The sequence below is a fragment of the Shouchella patagoniensis genome (assembly GCF_002019705.1).
Lineage (GTDB): Bacteria > Bacillota > Bacilli > Bacillales > Bacillaceae_D > Shouchella > Shouchella patagoniensis.
The window spans coordinates 977,728-995,150 of sequence record NZ_KV917377.1; the positions used below are offsets into that span (position 1 = coordinate 977,728).

The window sequence follows — 17,423 nt, forward strand, 5'->3', positions numbered from 1 at the left end:
TTAAGCCAACCCTTTCATTTATGTTATGAGGCAATAAAAGAACTTAGACGAAAGATTAAGAAGAAATGAGATGGTTTCTTTTTCTCAACATATTGTTTACACTATAGAAGTAGTGATGTTTATATTGAAAGCAAGGAGGTGCGGGCTTAAATCGATGCCCGGCTTTAGCATGAGAGTAAAATGCGTGATTTGCGATTCCATTGAAACAATTGAAGATTTTTGTGTGCTGGCCAAGAAGCTTAGAAACCGCCCAATCCACACATTCATGTGTGATCCTTGTCAATCTCGAATTACAGAGCGTACCGGGGAAAGAAAAGCAACTGGTCGATTTCAAACGCCCCACATAAATAAAGAAGAGAGCGAATGGCTTTAAGGCCTCGCTCTCTTCTTTATTTAGTTGATGTTTGCTCTTTACGGTGCACGTGCAGGCGAAAACGATAAATACCAAGCACAAGTGCAGAAATGGCTAAAACAGCCATAATCGGTGCACCAAATACAAATTCTAAAAACCACAGCCCAAAGCTACCAATTAGCAACATAACATACACGACAACGGTTTTTAAAATCGGTAATTTGCGAGCAAAGCCTAAATTAAACACAAGCACACAGAGAAGAGTTGTTACAACAAACGCAGCAAATCCCACCCACGGCTGTTCATTCGTAGCTTGCATAAGCCACGGCATGCTTTCAAGTGGAACGGTTGTTTGAGATAAATGCATCACATTCGCTCTCCTTGCTTACATATTAGTTACTAGAAGCGACTTTTCTACGCTTTTCTTCACGCTCACGTTCTGATTTGTTTAGGATTTTCTTTCTTAAACGAATCGAATCTGGCGTCATCTCACAGTACTCATCGTCATTCAAGTATTCAAGTGCTTCTTCCAACGTCAAAATGCGAGGACGTTTCATTGTCACCGTTTGGTCTTTTGTAGCTGAACGTACATTTGTTTGTTGTTTCATTTTCGTGATATTAACCGTTAAGTCGTTTTCACGTGTATGTTCACCAACAATCATACCTTCGTATATTTCCGTCCCGGAATCAAGGAAGATCGTTCCTCTGTCTTCAACACCCATAATTCCGTATTGAGTTGCCTTACCTGTTTCCATAGAAACAAGTACACCTTGACGACGACCACCAACATGACCAGCAAACATTGGTTGATAAGAATCAAATGAATGGTTAATAATACCATACCCGCGCGTTTGTGTTAAAAACTCGGTTGTATAACCAATTAAACCACGAGCTGGCACAAGGAAATCAAGACGCACTTGTCCACTTCCAGTATTCGTCATGTTAATCATTTCACCTTTACGCTCTCCTAATGATTGCATAACTGCACCTTGGTATTCTTCAGGCACATCAATTTGCACACGTTCAACAGGTTCTGAACGAACACCATCAATATCACGAATAATAACCTCTGGCTTAGAGACTTGTAATTCATACCCTTCGCGACGCATATTCTCAATTAAAATCGAAAGGTGAAGCTCACCTCGACCAGAAACGACCCATACATCAGGTGATTCAGTATCTTCAACACGAAGGCTTACGTCTGTCTCAAGCTCGGCTTTTAATCGTTCTTCTAATTTACGGCTTGTAACAAATTTACCCTCACGACCTGCAAAAGGCGAGTTGTTAACAAGGAACGTCATTTGTAAAGTGGGCTCATCGATACGGAGTGCCGGTAGGGCCTCTTGATGTTCAACTGGACAAACTGTTTCTCCAACATTGATTTCTTCCATCCCAGAGACAGCGATTAATTCACCAGCTTTTGCCTCATTGATTTCAATTCGTTTCAAACCAAGGAAACCAAATAGCTTTGTCACTCGGAAATTTTTAACAGAACCATCTAATTTCATTAGAGCAACTTGTTGACCAACTTTCATCGTCCCTCTAAATACTCGACCAATCCCAATTCGTCCAACATAATCATTATAGTCGAGAAGCGTAATTTGAAATTGTAATGGTTCTTCACTATTATCAACAGGTGCTGGAATGCTCTCAACAACTGTTTCAAATAACACATTCATATTGTCGTCTTGTTTCTCTGGCGTTAAAGAAGCCGTACCGTTAATTGCAGAAGCATAGACAACTGGAAAATCTAGTTGATCTTCATCAGCACCTAAATCAATGAATAAATCAACCACTTCATCCACAACTTCAGCTGCGCGTGCGGCGGGACGGTCAATTTTATTTACTACAACAATTGGTGTCAGCTTTTGCTCAAGTGCTTTCTTTAAAACAAAACGTGTTTGCGGCATACAACCTTCATACGCATCAACCACCAATAGGACGCCATCAACCATTTTCATGATCCGTTCAACTTCGCCACCGAAGTCAGCGTGTCCAGGCGTGTCCATAATATTAATACGTATATCGTTATAATTAATAGCTGTATTTTTAGCAAGAATCGTAATTCCTCGCTCTTTTTCCAGTGCATTCGAGTCCATTGCTCTTTCTTGAACATTCTCATGTTGCTGGAATGTACCTGATTGCTTTAAAAGTTCATCGACTAGTGTCGTTTTTCCGTGGTCAACGTGAGCAATAATAGCAATATTGCGTATATCTTCGCGTAGAGTCATTTTTTTCTCTCCTTCTAGTTAGTCCAATTACAGACGTTCAACTGTCTAAGTATATCACAAACTCTTTTTAGTTCCTATTTTATTTCGGCATAATTTTCACTACATCTATTTTTTATAAATGTTTTTCTTTTTGTCACAGTCAAGTCTTCCCCTTTTTATCGTAACGATGTACACTATTTAATAGTGAACAGAGGAGGTCAGTCAGTTTTGAAAAAAGAAAATGTGCTGTTTTTAACACTTTCAATTATTACTGTCATATGCATAATGGGCATTGGTGTTGCCGTTGCAGAGCGGAGCTTACCGATCGCCATCGTATCCATACTCGGTATCTTTCTTTCAATGGGGCTGGGCTTTAGCCTACGAAAAAAAAACGCTAATATTCAATCATAGTATTTAATAATGAAACAAAGGAGGGCCGCTAGCGGCTCTCCTTTTTACGTTCTACATACGTATTAGTCGCTTCTTCCAACGGACGGATAATTGCACTAACATCTTGTTTTCCATACCGTTTTTTCGCTTCTGCTACTTTTTCTGCACCAAGTTTCACAATATCTAACGGCATATCAAGCTCTTCTGCAAGCGATAGCGCCAAACCTATATCTTTATGTAGTAGGTCTATTGAAAAGCGAGCGTCGAATTTTCGGTCCAATATTGCATCAACAGCCCAGTCCATGCTTTTCGAAAAGCCAGCGCTTCGTTTAATGACTTCATAAGCTATCGCAGGATCAACCCCCGCTTTTTCCGCCATTACATAACATTCTGCTAAAGCAGATTGATGCACACCAATTAACATATTGTTCAACAATTTGACTGTCGTCCCACTTCCAACTTCACCAACAAGGACAATATAGTCTCCATAGGATTGTAAAACCGGATATGCTCGTTCAAAAGTGTTTTGATCGCCGCCACACATAATCGTCAACGTTCCTGCCTCTGCCCCCATTGGTCCACCACTTACAGGAGCATCTAAAAAATCTACTCCTTTTGATTGTAATTGCTGGTGCACCCATTCATTCGTTCCAGGGTCTACAGTCGAATGGTCAATAATTATTTTCCCCGGTGAGGCTCCAGCAATTAAACCTTCTTCTCCACCATAAACAGTTAAAATCGTTTCAGGTAATGGCAAACTCGTCATCACCACATCTACCGTGCTCATTAATTCTTTTGGAGAATTCGCTTCAATCGCGCCTAAAGATATGGCTTCTTCAATCGGTCCACGACTACGACTGAGAACATACGTATCATATCCATCCTCAATTAAATGTTTCATCATCGGCATTCCCATCGTTCCAAGGCCAACAAACCCTACTTTCATGAAATCACCTCATTACTTAAATAGTCTTTTACTAATACCGCGTGCAGCTTTCGTTTTGCTGCAACCATACTTCCTTTGTTAAGCATTGATAATTCTTCACCATTAAAGCGAGTTGCAAGACAATTAGCTTCATTTAGAAGTATAGTGCCCCCAGCGTAATCCCACGGTGATAAATTCAAGCTAATATAAGCATCCATTCGGTCAACCGCTACGTAAGCCATTTCCAGAGCTGCCGAACCGTATGAACGAGTCCCTCTACACGTTTGTACTAAATTGATTAAAGTCGGTTGGATTGGGCGCTTTTCCACAAGCCAGTTTGCATTTAGTCCTATAATTGCTTCGTGCAATGGGCGATCTTCTGGGAGATTTACTTTTAAATCATTAACGTAAAGTCCTTTGCCCTTAATAGCATGAAACAATTCACCTTTTATGACATCGTAAACAAGACCAACTGTCCCTACCCCATCTTCAATAATACCTATGGAAATAGCAAAGTTTTGTTTTTGATGAACAAAATTCATCGTTCCATCAATCGGGTCCACAATCCATACAGTACCTTGTAACGAAGAGAGTTTATCGGCTACTCCCTCTTCACCTAAAAAATGATGATTTGGATAAGTTGTTGTAATCTTCTCATGTAAAAACGCTTCAGTTGATTTATCGACATCCGTTACTAAATCATCTGGACCAGATTTTGAATTAATTTCTAGCGGTTGTTGAATGGCCCTTTTTATACGTTCTCCTGCCTCTATAATCCATAACCTTGCTTGCCTCTCTAGTTCAATCGAAGTTGGTTGCATACGAGCCTCCTTATGACATTCTAACAACAATAGTATCTCATATTCATTTTAGAAAACAAATGGATCCCCTTTCATTCAAAAATAAAAAAGCACGAGAATTCGTGCTTTATCTATTGAACGTGTTTGTTAAACCCAGCCATTCTTGCCGGTATTGAGTTAATAATTCCTTGCTCTTTTTAATCGAAAGTATATCTTCTGCCAGAAGTGCATCGTGTAAAGCCATTAATTCGTAATCAATTTCAAGACGCAAGACGGATAATCGATTTTCAGACTCATAGGATTGGTGAGAAGTAAGTACTTGTTTCATCTGCGACTCTCCTTTACCCGTGCTCTATTCGAGCCTTATATTTTAATTTTCTGATATTATAACATAATTATAACATATGTCCATAAAAAATCTAGAGCATTCCTGATGATTTGATCTTTTTCAAACAAGAAGCTATGCTTGTTTGGAAAGGAGCTTTTTAATGGACATAAAAGGGTTTACTCAATCAGATTTTGACACATTTACTATTGACGGGCTTGAACCAAGAATGGAAGCCATTCGTTCAAATATTCAACCAAAGTTTCAGGTTATAGGTGAAGAACTTAAAGATGAATTAGCAAGCATGCTTGGTACCGAGATGTTTTTACATATTGCCCAACATGCTAGAAGAACAACAAACCCACCAAATGATACGTGGCTTGCTGTTGCAGGGAACAAACGTGGTTATAAAAAACATCCGCACTTTCAAGTTGGATTGTTTGATGATCATTTATTCGTATGGCTTGCTTTTATATATGAGTTACCTGGCAAACAAGACATTGCCCATTTATTTCTAGAAGAAAAACAACAATTGATGGAAACAATCCCAAACCATTATGTTGTTTCACTAGATCATACGAAAAAACAAGCTTCTAAAATGAGCGATTTAGATTTAACCGCATCACTTGAACGGTTTCGTGATGTTAAAAAAGCAGAATGGTTAGTAGGGCAGCATTTTTCTAGGAACAGCACAACCGTCCAAAATGGTCCAGCGTTATTGCAAGAAATTAAGAAGACTATACAAGAATTGCTTCCTCTATATCAGCTTTCTCAACAAGCTCTGAAATAAAAAAGCGCCCCTAGGCGCTTTTTTATTTTTTTATCAGCTCATTATTTGATGCAGATTGAGCTTGTTTCACAATCTTGTAACATGAACTATTCAGCTGATCATCGACTTCTTTAAAAAGTTGTTTTTCTTCTGCTTTAGACGGTACAACACTTTTAAATGCTTTGTATGCTTGACTAAGCTCACCAGCTGATACTCCCCGCTCCTGGACCTCTGCAATTAAGTCAAAAAACTCTGCTACGATAACAATTTCTTTTTGGGACCATTCATAATTTATTGGTATATTCATACAACCAATCCTTTCGTTTCATCTATAGGCAAATGCCTTTCGTTTTGCTATACTCATCTTGTTTGCGTAAATCAAACGCATTTTTTCTAGAAGCGAGGTGGCCTTTTTGGGACACGAACAAGATCAAACACCATTATTTACTGGACTTAAAAAATACGCAAGCAACAAACCAATTCCTTTTCATATTCCAGGGCATAAACGAGGAACAGGAATGGATAGTGATTTCCGCTCTTTTATAGGCGAAGACACTTTATCTATTGACTTAATTAATATTTCCCCACTCGATGATCTTCATCACCCACACGGGATGATTCACGAAGCACAGAGGCTTGCTGCTGAAGCATTTGGTGCTGATTATACCTTTTTTTCTGTCCAAGGTACAAGCGGAGCAATTTTGACAATGATTATGAGTGTGTGCGGACCGGGTGACAAAATTATTGTACCGCGTAATGTTCATAAATCAATTATGTCAGCAATCATCTTCTCTGGAGCGCTACCTATCTTTATTCACCCTGAACTTGATCATGAATATGGTATCGCCCACGGTGTAGCAACGGAATCTGTTGCAAGAGCAATCAAAGCACACCCTGATGCGAAAGCAGTTTTAGTCATTAATCCCACATATTATGGTTTCACATGCGATTTGAAAGCGATCGTTTCTCTTGCCCACGAGGCCGGGATACCCGTTCTAGTTGATGAGGCGCATGGTGTCCACATTCATTTTAATGATCGTTTACCACTTAGCGCAATGCAAGCTGGGGCAGATATGGCAGCAACTAGTGTGCATAAACTAGGTGGGTCGTTAACTCAAAGTTCGGTATTAAATATAAGATCTGGCCTTGTATCAGTTGAACATACCGCTTCCATTATGAGCATGTTAACGACAACGTCCACTTCCTATATTTTGCTTGCATCTTTGGATGCAGCAAGAAAACATCTAGCCACTCAAGGAGAGGCGCGCTTAGATGAGACAATTGAATTAGCTCAGTGGGCTAGAAGGGCTATAAATGAAATCACTGGACTCACTTGCATAGGTACAGAGATGCTGCAATCATCCGCAACCTTTGCTCATGATCCTACTAAATTGTTTATTTCATTAAAAGGCCTAACGATTTCTGGATATGAAGCAGAAGTTTGGCTAAGAGAAACGTACCGAATCGAAGTAGAGCTATCGGATTTGTATAATATATTGTGTATTGTCACTATAGGAGATACGCAAGAAAAACTGACTATTTTATTGAAAGCTCTAGCTGAACTATCAGCTACGTTTCGAAGAAAGTTTGATTTAACAAACACACACTTTGTCCATGTGCCGGATATCCCTACTCTTGCTCTCTCGCCACGAGAAGCTTTTTATTCACAAACTGAAATAGTCCCCTTTGAAGAGTCAGCTGGTCGCATTATAGCAGAATTTATTATGGTTTATCCTCCTGGGATTCCTATCCTTGGACCTGGCGAATTAATTACTACTGAGAATTTAGCATATGTTCAAGAAAATGTAGATGCAGGACTGCCAGTGCAAGGACCAGAAGATGCAACCCTCGCAACGTTAAAAGTAATTAAAGAACAACATGCGATAAAATAAGTAAAGTTGCTAATTCAAAAAAATGCCTCAGAGCTAAAAAGCTCTGAGGCATTTGGTTTAAGGTCTCTAGCGACACCGGTTTATGAAATGACTTTTACAATTATTTTTACAAAAGGGACGACTATTTTTCTTTTACAACCTGGTTCACGTTCTTTGATTCACAATGCGTACAGTTTGATACACTATAGAGGCGGCTGACCTTTTCCCCCTCAAAATGCCCGAGCGTTTGACTACATACTTGACAAATAATTGTTCCCATATGTTATCCTCCTCCAATTATGAAATCGCTTACATCTTTATATACTATAATAGTATGACTCATTTAATTCGTCAACCCTTTATAGCATGTCACATTTATAAAAAAACAAGCAAGCATATTTACGCTTGCTTGTTCCCTCATTTTAATTGATCCGGATCCACAAGATCATAACCTTTATCTCTTAAACCATTAACAATATCTTCAAGCGCATCAGCTGACCATTCCCGGTCATGCATAAGAAGATTGCCCCCATCTCCGAGAAGCTCCGTATTAACCATGATATCAGCGATTGCGTCTTTTTCCATATAATCAGTTTCCCAATCATAGCCATACGTCCAGTTCATATTTGTCATGCCTTCATCTTCGACTATACTACGTGAGTAGTCAGTGTTAATGCCGTGTGGCGCTCTAAAAAATCTAGGTCGTTCGCCAATAATTTCTTCAATCATATCATTTAATTCAATGATTTCTTCTCTTTGTTTCTCTTCAGTAGCCTCCCTCAAATTCTGATGCGTTTTCGTGTGATTTCCAATTTCAAAACCCATTTCATGAATTTCTCTTAATTCTTCTGCCTTTTCTTCAGTATCTATGAAATGGCCATTAACGAAAAAAATTGCTGGGGCATCAAGCTCTTTTAATGTTTTTGCCATTTCCACTCCATGGTCATGGGGTGCATCATCTATTGTTAAAAGAACAACTTCTGGATCAGCATCTGTACCTTCAATAGGTTGTACAGTCCAAAGATCAGAGTTGATTTCATAAACAATCTCCGCGGAATCTTCCGCTGTCTCCTCTTCATTCATGTCAGTATTATCTTCTTCACTATTTTCATCTTCCGCTGTTTCCTCTGTATTCTCTGTTTCTTCATTTTCATTTTGATCATCTGTACTGCTTTCTACATCGTTTCCTTGCCCACCACAGGCTGTCAATGCAAATAAACTAGCAGCAGATATTATTAACCATTTTTTCATACGTAAACCCCTTCCTTTACCTCTATCAATGTAACATTTTCTTCCTATTTTCGACAATGCTACTCATTTAATTTACATATTTTCTTGAGCAAAGCGATTGACGTATAGTTTCAAAAAAGTGAAACAAACTATCTGAGACACGTTTAAAGTTATTGACGGCAATCTATCTTATGTGACATCCCTATACAATTTTTGATTTATCTTATAGAGCTTGTAGTGCTACTGAAACTAATTAGAAAGGTTGAGACAGCTAAATGAAAAAGACAACTTCAGTATTTTATATCTCTGTAGTTGTTGCTGCCGCTTTTATTTTTTGGGGTGTCTTATTCCCAGTAAATATGTTAGCAATAACAGAGCAAATTCAAGGATTCATCTCTACAGAATTAGGCTGGTTTTACTTATTATCAGCCACATTCTATGTAAGTGTTGGTTTCTACTTAATCGTGAGTCCTTATGGAAGCATTCGCTTAGGAAAGCCTGAAGAACAACCAACATATAACTACGTAACCTGGTTCGCGTTCTTATTTACAGCTGGAATGGGCATTGGGCTAGTCTTTTGGGGAGCAGCAGAACCATTATCTCATTTTTTCACTCCTCCAAATGCTGCTCCAGCAACTCAACAAGCCGCAGCAGAAGCGATGCGCTATTCCATTTTTCATTGGGGAATTCATCCATGGGCCATTTATGCGGTTGTTGCATTAACCTTAGCTTATTTCCAATACAGAAAGGATGAACCAGCTCTATTTAGCTCTACCTTCCGACCTTTAATAGGAAATCGGGTCAATGGTCCAATTGGAAAAATAATTGACGTTTTTGTTGTTTTTGCGACAATATTTGGTACAGCGACATCACTTGGCTTTGGAGCAGCACAAATTACCGCCGGTTTGCTCCATCTTTTCCCTTCCCTTGGTGTATTAAGCGATAATTTGTTTCAAATCATCGTTATTTTTATTGTAATCATTTTATTTTCGATTTCAGCTATATCTGGAATAGACAAAGGGATTCGAATTTTGAGCAATTTAAATGTACAACTTGCGGTTATTTTAATGGCTTTTATTTTATTACTAGGTCCAACAAGTTACATCATGGGAGTATTCACTCAAGGAATTGGAAGCTATGCTCAGAACTTTTTCGGAATGAGCTTTAGTATGGACGTTTACAATCCAGAAACCTCTTGGGTACAAGATTGGACGTTATTTTATTGGGCGTGGTGGATTTCTTGGTCTCCATTTGTCGGAGCTTTTATCGCGCGCGTGTCGAGAGGGCGTACAATTCGAGAGTTTGTCATTGGGGTTATTGCATTACCTTCATTGTTTGGAGCATTCTGGTTTAGTGTTTTTGGAGGTTCAAGCATCTTTTTCGAAAGCGAAACAGGTGGTCTTTATGCTCAAATGGAAGCTGGTGGTACAGAAATGGCCTTGTTCGCTTTACTTCAACAATTCCCATTAACTTTTTTTGTTTCTCTTGTCACCATTGTATTAATTGCTTCTTTCTTTATCACATCAGTTCACTCTGCAACTGTCGTCTTAGGAATGCAAACAACAGGTGGCATGCTTAATCCTCCAAATTCTGTTAAGTTAGTTTGGGGAATTATCATTGCGGCAACTGCAGGTGTCCTACTCGTAACAAGTGAACAAGGACTTGATGCTTTACAGACAGCTTCCATTATTGGCGCTTTCCCTTTTGCTATCATTATTATTTTAATGATTATTTCTTTATTTAAAGGATTACAAAGCGAAAAAGCAACTTTAACGATTAATCGAGAACGAATTCGACAGGAACGTCTTGCTTTACGTAATGATAGAGAACGAGTAAGACGTGAACAACAACTATTAAAAAAAGAGAGAAACAAACTTCGAAATACCAATGATCATAACGATAAAACGAAAGAATAAGCAAAACAGCAGACTTAACTATTTAAGTCTGCTGTTTTTTAGGGGAATGAAGCAAACAGAATGTTTTCCACTTCTCCTCAAAGGGTAAACATATTTTAACAAATCATCAATTACTTTGGAATCTTACTCGAGAGAGGGGTAGCAAAGTGCGTAAATTCACCAGCTTTCTTATTATTTTTATCGTATTTTTTCTACTGCAAGGCTGTGTTGGACTCTCCTCTTTTCTTTCTTCTCCTAATAAACTTCACTCCGATGGTCAAAATGATATTGTGACATTGATTTTTTTCTGACCCTGGCAAACTCCCCTATGAAGGTTCTTCTTACGATGCTTTATTGTCTTTACAGTCGAACATTGGCAATGACGTAACGGAATTAATAGTTTGTGAATCAAGTGAACGCAGAATAGTCAATTATTATAAAGTTGAAGAATTCCCAACAATGCTTGTGTATGTTGGAGATGATGAAAAAATTAGGGTTTCTGGCAAACAATCGCAACAACATATTTCAAATCAATTAAATAGTCTTTTTTATTAAAAAAAGCAAAATCAATTGATTTTGCTTCATTCATGCTTTCGAATCAAAAGCATCTCTTAAACCATCACCAATAAAGTTTATTGCAAGAACGGTGAGCAAAATGCATAACCCCGGTGGCAACCAAGCTTCCGGATTGTTCCGAAGCAATCTCACACTTTGTGCTTCTGTAAGCATATTCCCCCAAGTAGGGGTCGGCTGTGGAACACCAAATCCAATAAAACTTAATGCTGACTCCGCAACAATCATCGTCGCCATAATAATTGTCGCGTTTACAATAATTGGACCGATAGCATTAGGGAGAAAATGCTTTCGAATAATTCTCGCATCAGAACAACCAATGCTACGTGCACTTAAAACATATTCTTTCTCGCGGATTGATAGAAATGCCCCTCGTAAAATCCGGCAAACTTGTGGCCAAGAGGTAATCGCAATGACCATAATAAATATCGGGATCGTTGTTCGTTCAAGAATTGCAACAATCGTCATAAACAACAAGATAAATGGAAAAATTAATACAATATCTGTAACACGCATAATGAGGGAATCAACTTTTCCTCCATAATAGCCAGCTACCGAGCCCAGCGTTCCTCCGATTAGAACGGTAAACAGCATTGCAAAAAAGCCAACAGTCAGTGAAATTCGTGCTCCGTAAACGAGTCGAGAAAAATTATCTCGGCCTGACCCATCCGTTCCGAGCCAATTATCACCATCTGCTCTCGCTTCAATTTTTGAAAGTTGTGAAGCAGTTGGGTCATGGGTCGCAATTACATCAGCAAAAATTGCCACAAGAATCATAAATGATAAAAAGACAATCCCAACTAAAGCCAATTTATTCTTGCTGAATCGACGGAAAGCAAGTCTCGTAGGACTAAGGCTTTTTTCTTCATTCAACTCGGGCTTTAGAGGAGTAATATCTGGTGTTTCATTTAACCTCGGTTCCATTCTTATTCACCTCAATCAAGTCGAATACGCGGATCAATAACTGCATAGAAGATATCCGCTAATAAATTACCAATTAACACGGACAAGCCAATTAACAAGTTGACAGCCATAATAACTGGGTAATCACGATTCGCCATTCCCGACAAAAATAATGTCCCAATGCCAGGGTAGTTAAATACGGTTTCCACAATAAAAGCACCGCTTAACAACATGCCGATCTCCATCCCGAGCAACGTCACTATTGGAATCAACGCATTACGTAATGTATGCTTGTACAAAACCGACTTTGAACCTACACCTTTAGCACGCGCTGTGCGGATAAAATCACTACCTTTAATATCAAGCATCTCTGATCGCATATAACGCATAAAAATTGCTGTACTAGATAACCCTAATGTTAAACCAGGTAAAACAAGATGTTGGATTCGACTTATGAAAGCATCAAAACCAGTTAAGTTAGCTGACCCAATTGAGCCTTGTGTTGGAAACCAACCTAGACCGAATGAGAAAAGGTAAATGCCCAATAAGCCAGCAAAAAAGTTAGGTGTTGCTAAACCAAGAAAAGCGAATGAAGTAGCCGCATAATCCAAAGGAGAATTTTTTTTTCTAGCTGAATAAATGCCAATTGGAATGGAAACAATCAAAGTGACAAAGAGCGCAAATGCACCTAAATAAAACGTATTTCCGAGTCGTTGAGAAATAAGTTCACTAACTGCCCTTCCTGTGAAATGAGTAGACATTCCCAAATCACCTGTAATTGCCCTAGATAACCAATTCCAATATTGAATATGTACAGGGTCATTTAGTCCTAATGCATCTCGACGTTCTTCAATTACTTCACGGGGGGTATTTGGATCAATCGCTTCCCCACTCAGTGCATCTCCAGGTGCGAGATAAGCAAATAAAAAAACAATAACTGTTAAAATAAACACCATAGGTATAAACTGTAAAATGCGCCTAATTAGAAATTTGAGCACGTAGATCACCTCTTAAACCAAATTGAAAGAAAGTTGAAGCAGCTTTTAAAAGCTGCTTCACTCTGCACAAAGCTCTATTCCGTTAGAAACCATTCGTGTGTATCATCTTTAAACGTGAACGGCTTAATAGTTAATCCTTGAAGTTGATTGTTATACACATGGATTTCGCTTTCAGCATAAAGAGGCACGGAGTAAACATTATCAATAAATAGTTGCGCCCATTCACCATACTTTTCTCTTCTATATTCTTGATTGTCAAACGCCAGCTCTGGATCAACCGCTTCTCGTAATAACACTTCTTGTTCTTCATCCAAGAATCGAGAATAGTTATATGCGGATGTACCACCATTAATGGGCGCTGGATCAGGATCTCCTGAGCTTAGTGACCAACCGGCTAAGAATAAGTCAACGTCTGTATCATTTTCCTCGATTATTTCAAAATGAGCCGGCGCCTCACGTGGCGTATTTAAATTAACTTGGATACCAACAGCTTCAAGTTGTTCTTTTAAAACAGGTGCCACTTGCTCTCGAACCGGGTTTCCAACAGGGTAGTCAAGATTAATAACAAGTTCATTTCCATCTGGATCCTCAACAAAGCCATCATCGTTTACATCCTCATAGCCGGCATCTGCAAGTTTTTGCTCTGCTAATTCGGGATCGTATGCTAATCCTTCGACCGCATCGGGATTATATGCCCATGATGCTTCTGGGAATGGCGCATCCAATAATTCGCCATGTCCCCGTAAGAAACCATCCACAAAGGACTGCCGATCAATCGCATGGACAATCGCTTGTCGGAATTCAACATCCTCTAATTTCTCATTTGCCTCCCAAGTATCTGGATCTGTTAAGCTATCATTTGGACCATGATTAATCTTTAATCCAAGATATTGGTAGCCAAGCTGCGGTTGTTCAAAAATCGTTAACGAATCACTGCCCTCAATTGTTGCCACGTCCGCCGCAGGAAAATCTCTAGGAATATAGTCGAGTTCCCCTTGTTCAAGCATTCCGGCAGCTACTGAAGCTGAAACTACTTTCCACGTTATTGAATCAAGCTTAGGAGCACCTAAGTAATAATCTTCATTAGCCGTCAGAATGTATTGCTCATTTTCCAACATTTCAGTAAGTTGGAAAGGTCCCGTTCCAATGATTTCTCCTACATCAATTGAAGAGGAATGAGATGCCATTTCAGACACAGGCACATCTACAAATATATGTTCAGGCAATAAGTTAATCGATGTATTCGCTAATGCTTGCACATTTGGCTCATTAAATTTGAACGTAACCGTATAATCGTCTATTTTTTCAATTCCTTCAAACACATCGGTTTCACCACTCGAATATTCTTCATAGCCAACTAATGTATTTACATACTCTTGCCGCACTCCCCCAGCTGCTCCGTACTCTGGATCAGCAATACTAGTAAATGTAAAGACAACATCATCAGCTGTAAAATCTTCGCCGTCGTGCCATTTCACATCTTGACGCAATGTATACGTTAATTCCGTATTATCTTCATTAAAAGACCAATCCTCTGCTAACTCTGGAGCGAAACTAAAATCTTCATTTTGTTGAACAAGTCCTTCATGTGTAATTTCCAAAATATGTGCATCATATAAAGAGGTATAAAGAATAGGGTTAAATAAGTTTTCTGGTGGCGAGAACATCGCTAAATTTGCATTGCCTCCCTCTACTTCTTCTCCACCAGCCCCACTATCATTTGCATCTGTTTCACTACCTGTGTCGCTACTTCCACAAGCAACAAGCGTTGTGGCAAAAGCCGCAGTTGCTAAAAAAGCGTAAAAATTATTCTTTTTCATTTAAAATCCCCCTCTAATTAACTATTCAATCACATTAACTTTAAAAACGACGTTTAGAAAAAAATCTTATCACCCCCTTTATCTATTTTTAAATTATTTCGCCGTTGCTAGTCCCTCTGTATACAAATGACACGCTACTACATGGTCTTTTTTATACTCAAATAGCTCCGGCCGTTCTTGTTTACAACGCTCATAAGCATGAGGGCAGCGGGTATGAAAAGCACAACCTTTTGGTGGATTGGTCGGACTCGGCAACTCACCTTTTAATGTAATCTTTTCCTTTTGAATCGTTACATCTGTTGATGGCACTGCAGATATAAGTGCATCCGTATATGGATGCAAAGGTGTTTCATACAAACTTTCCTTTCTTGCAATTTCGACAATTCTCCCTAAATACATAACTGCTACACGATCACTTATATGTTTAACTACACTTAAATCATGGGCAATAAATACGTAAGTTAATTTAAATTCTTCTTGTAAATCTTTCATTAAGTTTAATACTTGTGATTGAATGGATACATCTAGTGCTGATACTGGTTCATCCCCAATGATTAAACGCGGATTTGTGCTAAGCGCTCGTGCAATTCCAATTCGTTGTCTTTGACCTCCCGAAAATTCATGAGGATACTTATCATAAGATTGCTTTGGCAGACCTACTTTTTCAAGTAATTCCTCTGCTCGTAGTTTCCGATCTTTTTTTGTTTTTACCGTTTTATGTACTAACAAGGGCTCTTCCAATAATTCGCCAATACTCATGCGTGGATTAAGAGAAGCATAAGGGTCTTGGAAAACCATTTGCATGTCACGTCGATAGGGTCTTACTTTTCTATTTGATAACTTCGAAATAGTTGAGCCTTCAAATAAAACATCACCCTCTGTTGGATCTTGTAAACTCATTAACATTCTTCCGAGTGTCGATTTTCCAGAACCCGACTCACCAACAATACCAAGTGATTCTCCTTCATATACTTTCAATGAAATACCATCTACTGCTTTAACATGACCAACAGTTCGTTTAATTACGCCCTGTTTTATAGGAAAATACATCTTTAAGTCTCTCGCTTCAATCAAAATTTCACTCATTATCCGAATACCCTCTCGCTAATACGACTTCTATCAAGTGTCGTGCTTCCTTCCTCATACAAAAAGCATCGGACCTTCCGTTTGTTATTGGCTTGGACCAATTCAGGCATGGCGTCCGTGCATACTACAGTTGCATACTCACAACGACTTGCAAAGCGGCATCCTACAGGAAATTTATGTGGAGCAGGGACCATACCCCCAATAGCTTCTAACCTCTCTTTATTATCCTCCAACTTCGGCATACTTCTTAGTAAGCCTTTAGTGTAGGGATGCAGTGGGTTCGTAAATAAATCATAAGCAGATGCTTCTTCAACAATTTGCCCGCCATACATGACCATTACACGATCAGCAGTTTCCGCAACTACTCCTAAGTCATGGGTAATCAGTAAGATAGATGATTTGAATTCCGATTTTACTTTTAACATTAAATCAAGGATTTGTTGTTGTATTGTTACATCTAACGCCGTTGTTGGTTCATCAGCAATTAATAATTTAGGGTTACATGACATCGCTATTGCAATCATTACTCGCTGCCTCATGCCACCTGATAGTTGATGAGGAAATTCTTTTAAACTCTCTTCCGCTCTACTAAACCCAACTAACTTTAATAAGTCAATTGCTCTTTTCCGCGCTTCTTGCTTAGAAACATTTTTATGTTTCCTAATTGTTTCAATAATTTGATTTCCTATAGTGAAAACTGGATTCAATGATGTCATTGGCTCTTGAAAAATCATAGCCATCTTGTCGCCACGTATTTTATCGAGTTTTTTATCTTTCAATCCAACCAATTCTTCTCCTTGCAAACGAATTTGCCCTGTCACCTTTCCAGGTGAATCTACAAGACCCATGACAGACATCGAAGTCATGCTTTTACCACTACCAGACTCCCCTACAAGAGCAACAATTTCATTTTCATATATTGTAAAGCTAACACGATCAACTGCTTTAACAAGACGATTTTTATTTACATGAAAATAAGTCTGCACATCAATTAGTTCGAGCAAAGGTTCTATTGAAAACACCCCCAAAAAAGATTTACTAATTTTTTGATTAGTATATCATAAAAGTCAATTTTCCCAACTATATTTTTTTAATTATTTAACTTTTTTTATCAGAATATCTGACATCCTTAAAATTTATGCATTAAAAACCTTATAAACAGCAATAAACACCGCATTGCAAATTATTTTCCAGCACGAATATCATCTTTTTCCCTGTGCACTCTACATCAATATTTACTATTAAAATACCATTTCTATGATAATAATTAATGTTC

At 38.6% G+C, this 17,423-nt stretch carries 18 protein-coding genes; 5 read left to right on the forward strand and 13 right to left on the reverse strand.

Going from position 1 to position 17,423, the window contains the following annotated elements; genetic code table 11:
• Positions 1–169: 169 nt before the first annotated feature.
• Positions 170–373: a YlaI family protein gene (locus tag BK584_RS05255; RefSeq protein ID WP_078395418.1), complete on the forward strand. Its 204-nt coding sequence runs from the start codon at positions 170–172 to the stop codon at positions 371–373.
• Between the two features lie 16 nt (positions 374–389).
• Here the strand turns inward: BK584_RS05255 and BK584_RS05260 are convergent, their stop codons facing one another.
• Positions 390–719, reverse strand: coding sequence for a YlaH-like family protein (locus BK584_RS05260; RefSeq protein ID WP_078391620.1), 330 nt, complete (start codon positions 717–719; stop codon positions 390–392).
• Between the two features lie 25 nt (positions 720–744).
• Positions 745–2,583 carry a translational GTPase TypA gene (gene typA / locus BK584_RS05265; protein ID WP_078391621.1) on the reverse strand — a complete coding sequence of 613 codons (1,839 nt, stop codon included), beginning with the start codon at positions 2,581–2,583 and terminating at the stop codon, positions 745–747.
• A gap of 207 nt (positions 2,584–2,790) precedes the next feature.
• Between typA and BK584_RS05270 the strand changes: the two genes are divergently transcribed.
• Positions 2,791–2,973: a DUF5325 family protein gene (locus BK584_RS05270; RefSeq protein ID WP_078391622.1), complete on the forward strand. Its 183-nt coding sequence runs from the start codon at positions 2,791–2,793 to the stop codon at positions 2,971–2,973.
• Positions 2,974–3,001: 28 nt separating this feature from the next.
• Here the strand turns inward: BK584_RS05270 and BK584_RS05275 are convergent, their stop codons facing one another.
• The 3 genes from BK584_RS05275 to BK584_RS05285 all read right to left on the reverse strand — a co-directional run bounded on the left by BK584_RS05275 (position 3,002) and on the right by BK584_RS05285 (position 5,005).
• Positions 3,002–3,898 carry an NAD(P)-dependent oxidoreductase gene (locus BK584_RS05275; RefSeq protein WP_078391623.1) on the reverse strand — a complete coding sequence of 299 codons (897 nt, stop codon included), beginning with the start codon at positions 3,896–3,898 and terminating at the stop codon, positions 3,002–3,004.
• Positions 3,895–4,698 (reverse strand): inositol monophosphatase family protein, encoded by an 804-nt coding sequence (locus BK584_RS05280; protein ID WP_078391624.1) that lies wholly within the window; start codon positions 4,696–4,698, stop codon positions 3,895–3,897. Before BK584_RS05280 ends, BK584_RS05275 begins: the two co-directional genes overlap by 4 nt.
• A gap of 106 nt (positions 4,699–4,804) precedes the next feature.
• Complete coding sequence (locus tag BK584_RS05285) at positions 4,805–5,005, reverse strand: YkzI domain-containing protein (RefSeq protein ID WP_078391625.1); 201 nt, start codon at positions 5,003–5,005, stop codon at positions 4,805–4,807.
• Between the two features lie 160 nt (positions 5,006–5,165).
• Here BK584_RS05285 and BK584_RS05290 point away from each other — a divergent pair, with 160 nt between their 5' ends.
• Positions 5,166–5,792 carry a DUF1054 domain-containing protein gene (locus BK584_RS05290; RefSeq protein WP_078391626.1) on the forward strand — a complete coding sequence of 209 codons (627 nt, stop codon included), beginning with the start codon at positions 5,166–5,168 and terminating at the stop codon, positions 5,790–5,792.
• Between the two features lie 22 nt (positions 5,793–5,814).
• Here BK584_RS05290 and BK584_RS05295 read toward each other — a convergent pair whose 3' ends face one another.
• Entirely contained in the window at positions 5,815–6,078 is a 264-nt protein-coding gene (locus BK584_RS05295; RefSeq protein WP_078391627.1) for a UPF0223 family protein, read from the reverse strand.
• Positions 6,079–6,184: 106 nt separating this feature from the next.
• Between BK584_RS05295 and BK584_RS05300 the strand changes: the two genes are divergently transcribed.
• Positions 6,185–7,663 (forward strand): aminotransferase class I/II-fold pyridoxal phosphate-dependent enzyme, encoded by a 1,479-nt coding sequence (locus tag BK584_RS05300; RefSeq protein WP_078391628.1) that lies wholly within the window; start codon positions 6,185–6,187, stop codon positions 7,661–7,663.
• 121 nt (positions 7,664–7,784) lie between these two features.
• On the opposite strand, the gene BK584_RS05305 is transcribed toward BK584_RS05300, so the two are convergent.
• Positions 7,785–7,922: a GapA-binding peptide SR1P gene (locus BK584_RS05305; RefSeq protein WP_078391629.1), complete on the reverse strand. Its 138-nt coding sequence runs from the start codon at positions 7,920–7,922 to the stop codon at positions 7,785–7,787.
• 137 nt (positions 7,923–8,059) lie between these two features.
• Positions 8,060–8,893, reverse strand: coding sequence for a polysaccharide deacetylase family protein (locus tag BK584_RS05310; protein ID WP_078391630.1), 834 nt, complete (start codon positions 8,891–8,893; stop codon positions 8,060–8,062).
• A gap of 254 nt (positions 8,894–9,147) precedes the next feature.
• Between BK584_RS05310 and BK584_RS05315 the strand changes: the two genes are divergently transcribed.
• On the forward strand, positions 9,148–10,788 hold the full coding sequence (locus BK584_RS05315; protein WP_078391631.1) for a BCCT family transporter: 1,641 nt from the start codon (positions 9,148–9,150) through the stop codon (positions 10,786–10,788).
• A gap of 564 nt (positions 10,789–11,352) precedes the next feature.
• Here BK584_RS05315 and opp4C read toward each other — a convergent pair.
• The 5 genes from opp4C to BK584_RS05340 form a co-directional block, all read right to left on the reverse strand.
• Entirely contained in the window at positions 11,353–12,264 is a 912-nt protein-coding gene (gene opp4C / locus BK584_RS05320; RefSeq protein ID WP_078391632.1) for an oligopeptide ABC transporter permease, read from the reverse strand.
• 11 nt (positions 12,265–12,275) lie between these two features.
• Complete coding sequence (locus BK584_RS05325) at positions 12,276–13,241, reverse strand: ABC transporter permease (RefSeq protein WP_078391633.1); 966 nt, start codon at positions 13,239–13,241, stop codon at positions 12,276–12,278.
• A gap of 74 nt (positions 13,242–13,315) precedes the next feature.
• On the reverse strand, positions 13,316–15,061 hold the full coding sequence (locus BK584_RS05330) for a peptide-binding protein (protein ID WP_078391634.1): 1,746 nt from the start codon (positions 15,059–15,061) through the stop codon (positions 13,316–13,318).
• Between the two features lie 93 nt (positions 15,062–15,154).
• A complete protein-coding gene (locus BK584_RS05335) occupies positions 15,155–16,147 on the reverse strand; it encodes an ABC transporter ATP-binding protein (RefSeq protein WP_078391635.1) in 993 nt (330 codons plus the stop codon).
• A complete protein-coding gene (locus BK584_RS05340) occupies positions 16,147–17,160 on the reverse strand; it encodes an ABC transporter ATP-binding protein (protein WP_169871516.1) in 1,014 nt (337 codons plus the stop codon). Before BK584_RS05340 ends, BK584_RS05335 begins: the two co-directional genes overlap by 1 nt.
• Positions 17,161–17,423: the final 263 nt, after the last annotated feature.

Coding starts and splice junctions, on each gene's coding strand:
- BK584_RS05255 (WP_078395418.1), top strand. CDS start 170: ATGAGAGTAAAATGCGTGATTTGCGATTCCATTGAAACAATTGAAGAT.
- BK584_RS05260 (WP_078391620.1), bottom strand. CDS start 719: ATGCATTTATCTCAAACAACCGTTCCACTTGAAAGCATGCCGTGGCTT.
- typA (WP_078391621.1), bottom strand. CDS start 2,583: ATGACTCTACGCGAAGATATACGCAATATTGCTATTATTGCTCACGTT.
- BK584_RS05275 (WP_078391623.1), bottom strand. CDS start 3,898: ATGAAAGTAGGGTTTGTTGGCCTTGGAACGATGGGAATGCCGATGATG.
- BK584_RS05280 (WP_078391624.1), bottom strand. CDS start 4,698: ATGCAACCAACTTCGATTGAACTAGAGAGGCAAGCAAGGTTATGGATT.
- BK584_RS05285 (WP_078391625.1), bottom strand. CDS start 5,005: ATGAAACAAGTACTTACTTCTCACCAATCCTATGAGTCTGAAAATCGA.
- BK584_RS05290 (WP_078391626.1), top strand. CDS start 5,166: ATGGACATAAAAGGGTTTACTCAATCAGATTTTGACACATTTACTATT.
- BK584_RS05295 (WP_078391627.1), bottom strand. CDS start 6,078: ATGAATATACCAATAAATTATGAATGGTCCCAAAAAGAAATTGTTATC.
- BK584_RS05305 (WP_078391629.1), bottom strand. CDS start 7,922: ATGGGAACAATTATTTGTCAAGTATGTAGTCAAACGCTCGGGCATTTT.
- BK584_RS05310 (WP_078391630.1), bottom strand. CDS start 8,893: ATGAAAAAATGGTTAATAATATCTGCTGCTAGTTTATTTGCATTGACA.
- BK584_RS05315 (WP_078391631.1), top strand. CDS start 9,148: ATGAAAAAGACAACTTCAGTATTTTATATCTCTGTAGTTGTTGCTGCC.
- opp4C (WP_078391632.1), bottom strand. CDS start 12,264: ATGGAACCGAGGTTAAATGAAACACCAGATATTACTCCTCTAAAGCCC.
- BK584_RS05330 (WP_078391634.1), bottom strand. CDS start 15,061: ATGAAAAAGAATAATTTTTACGCTTTTTTAGCAACTGCGGCTTTTGCC.
- BK584_RS05335 (WP_078391635.1), bottom strand. CDS start 16,147: ATGAGTGAAATTTTGATTGAAGCGAGAGACTTAAAGATGTATTTTCCT.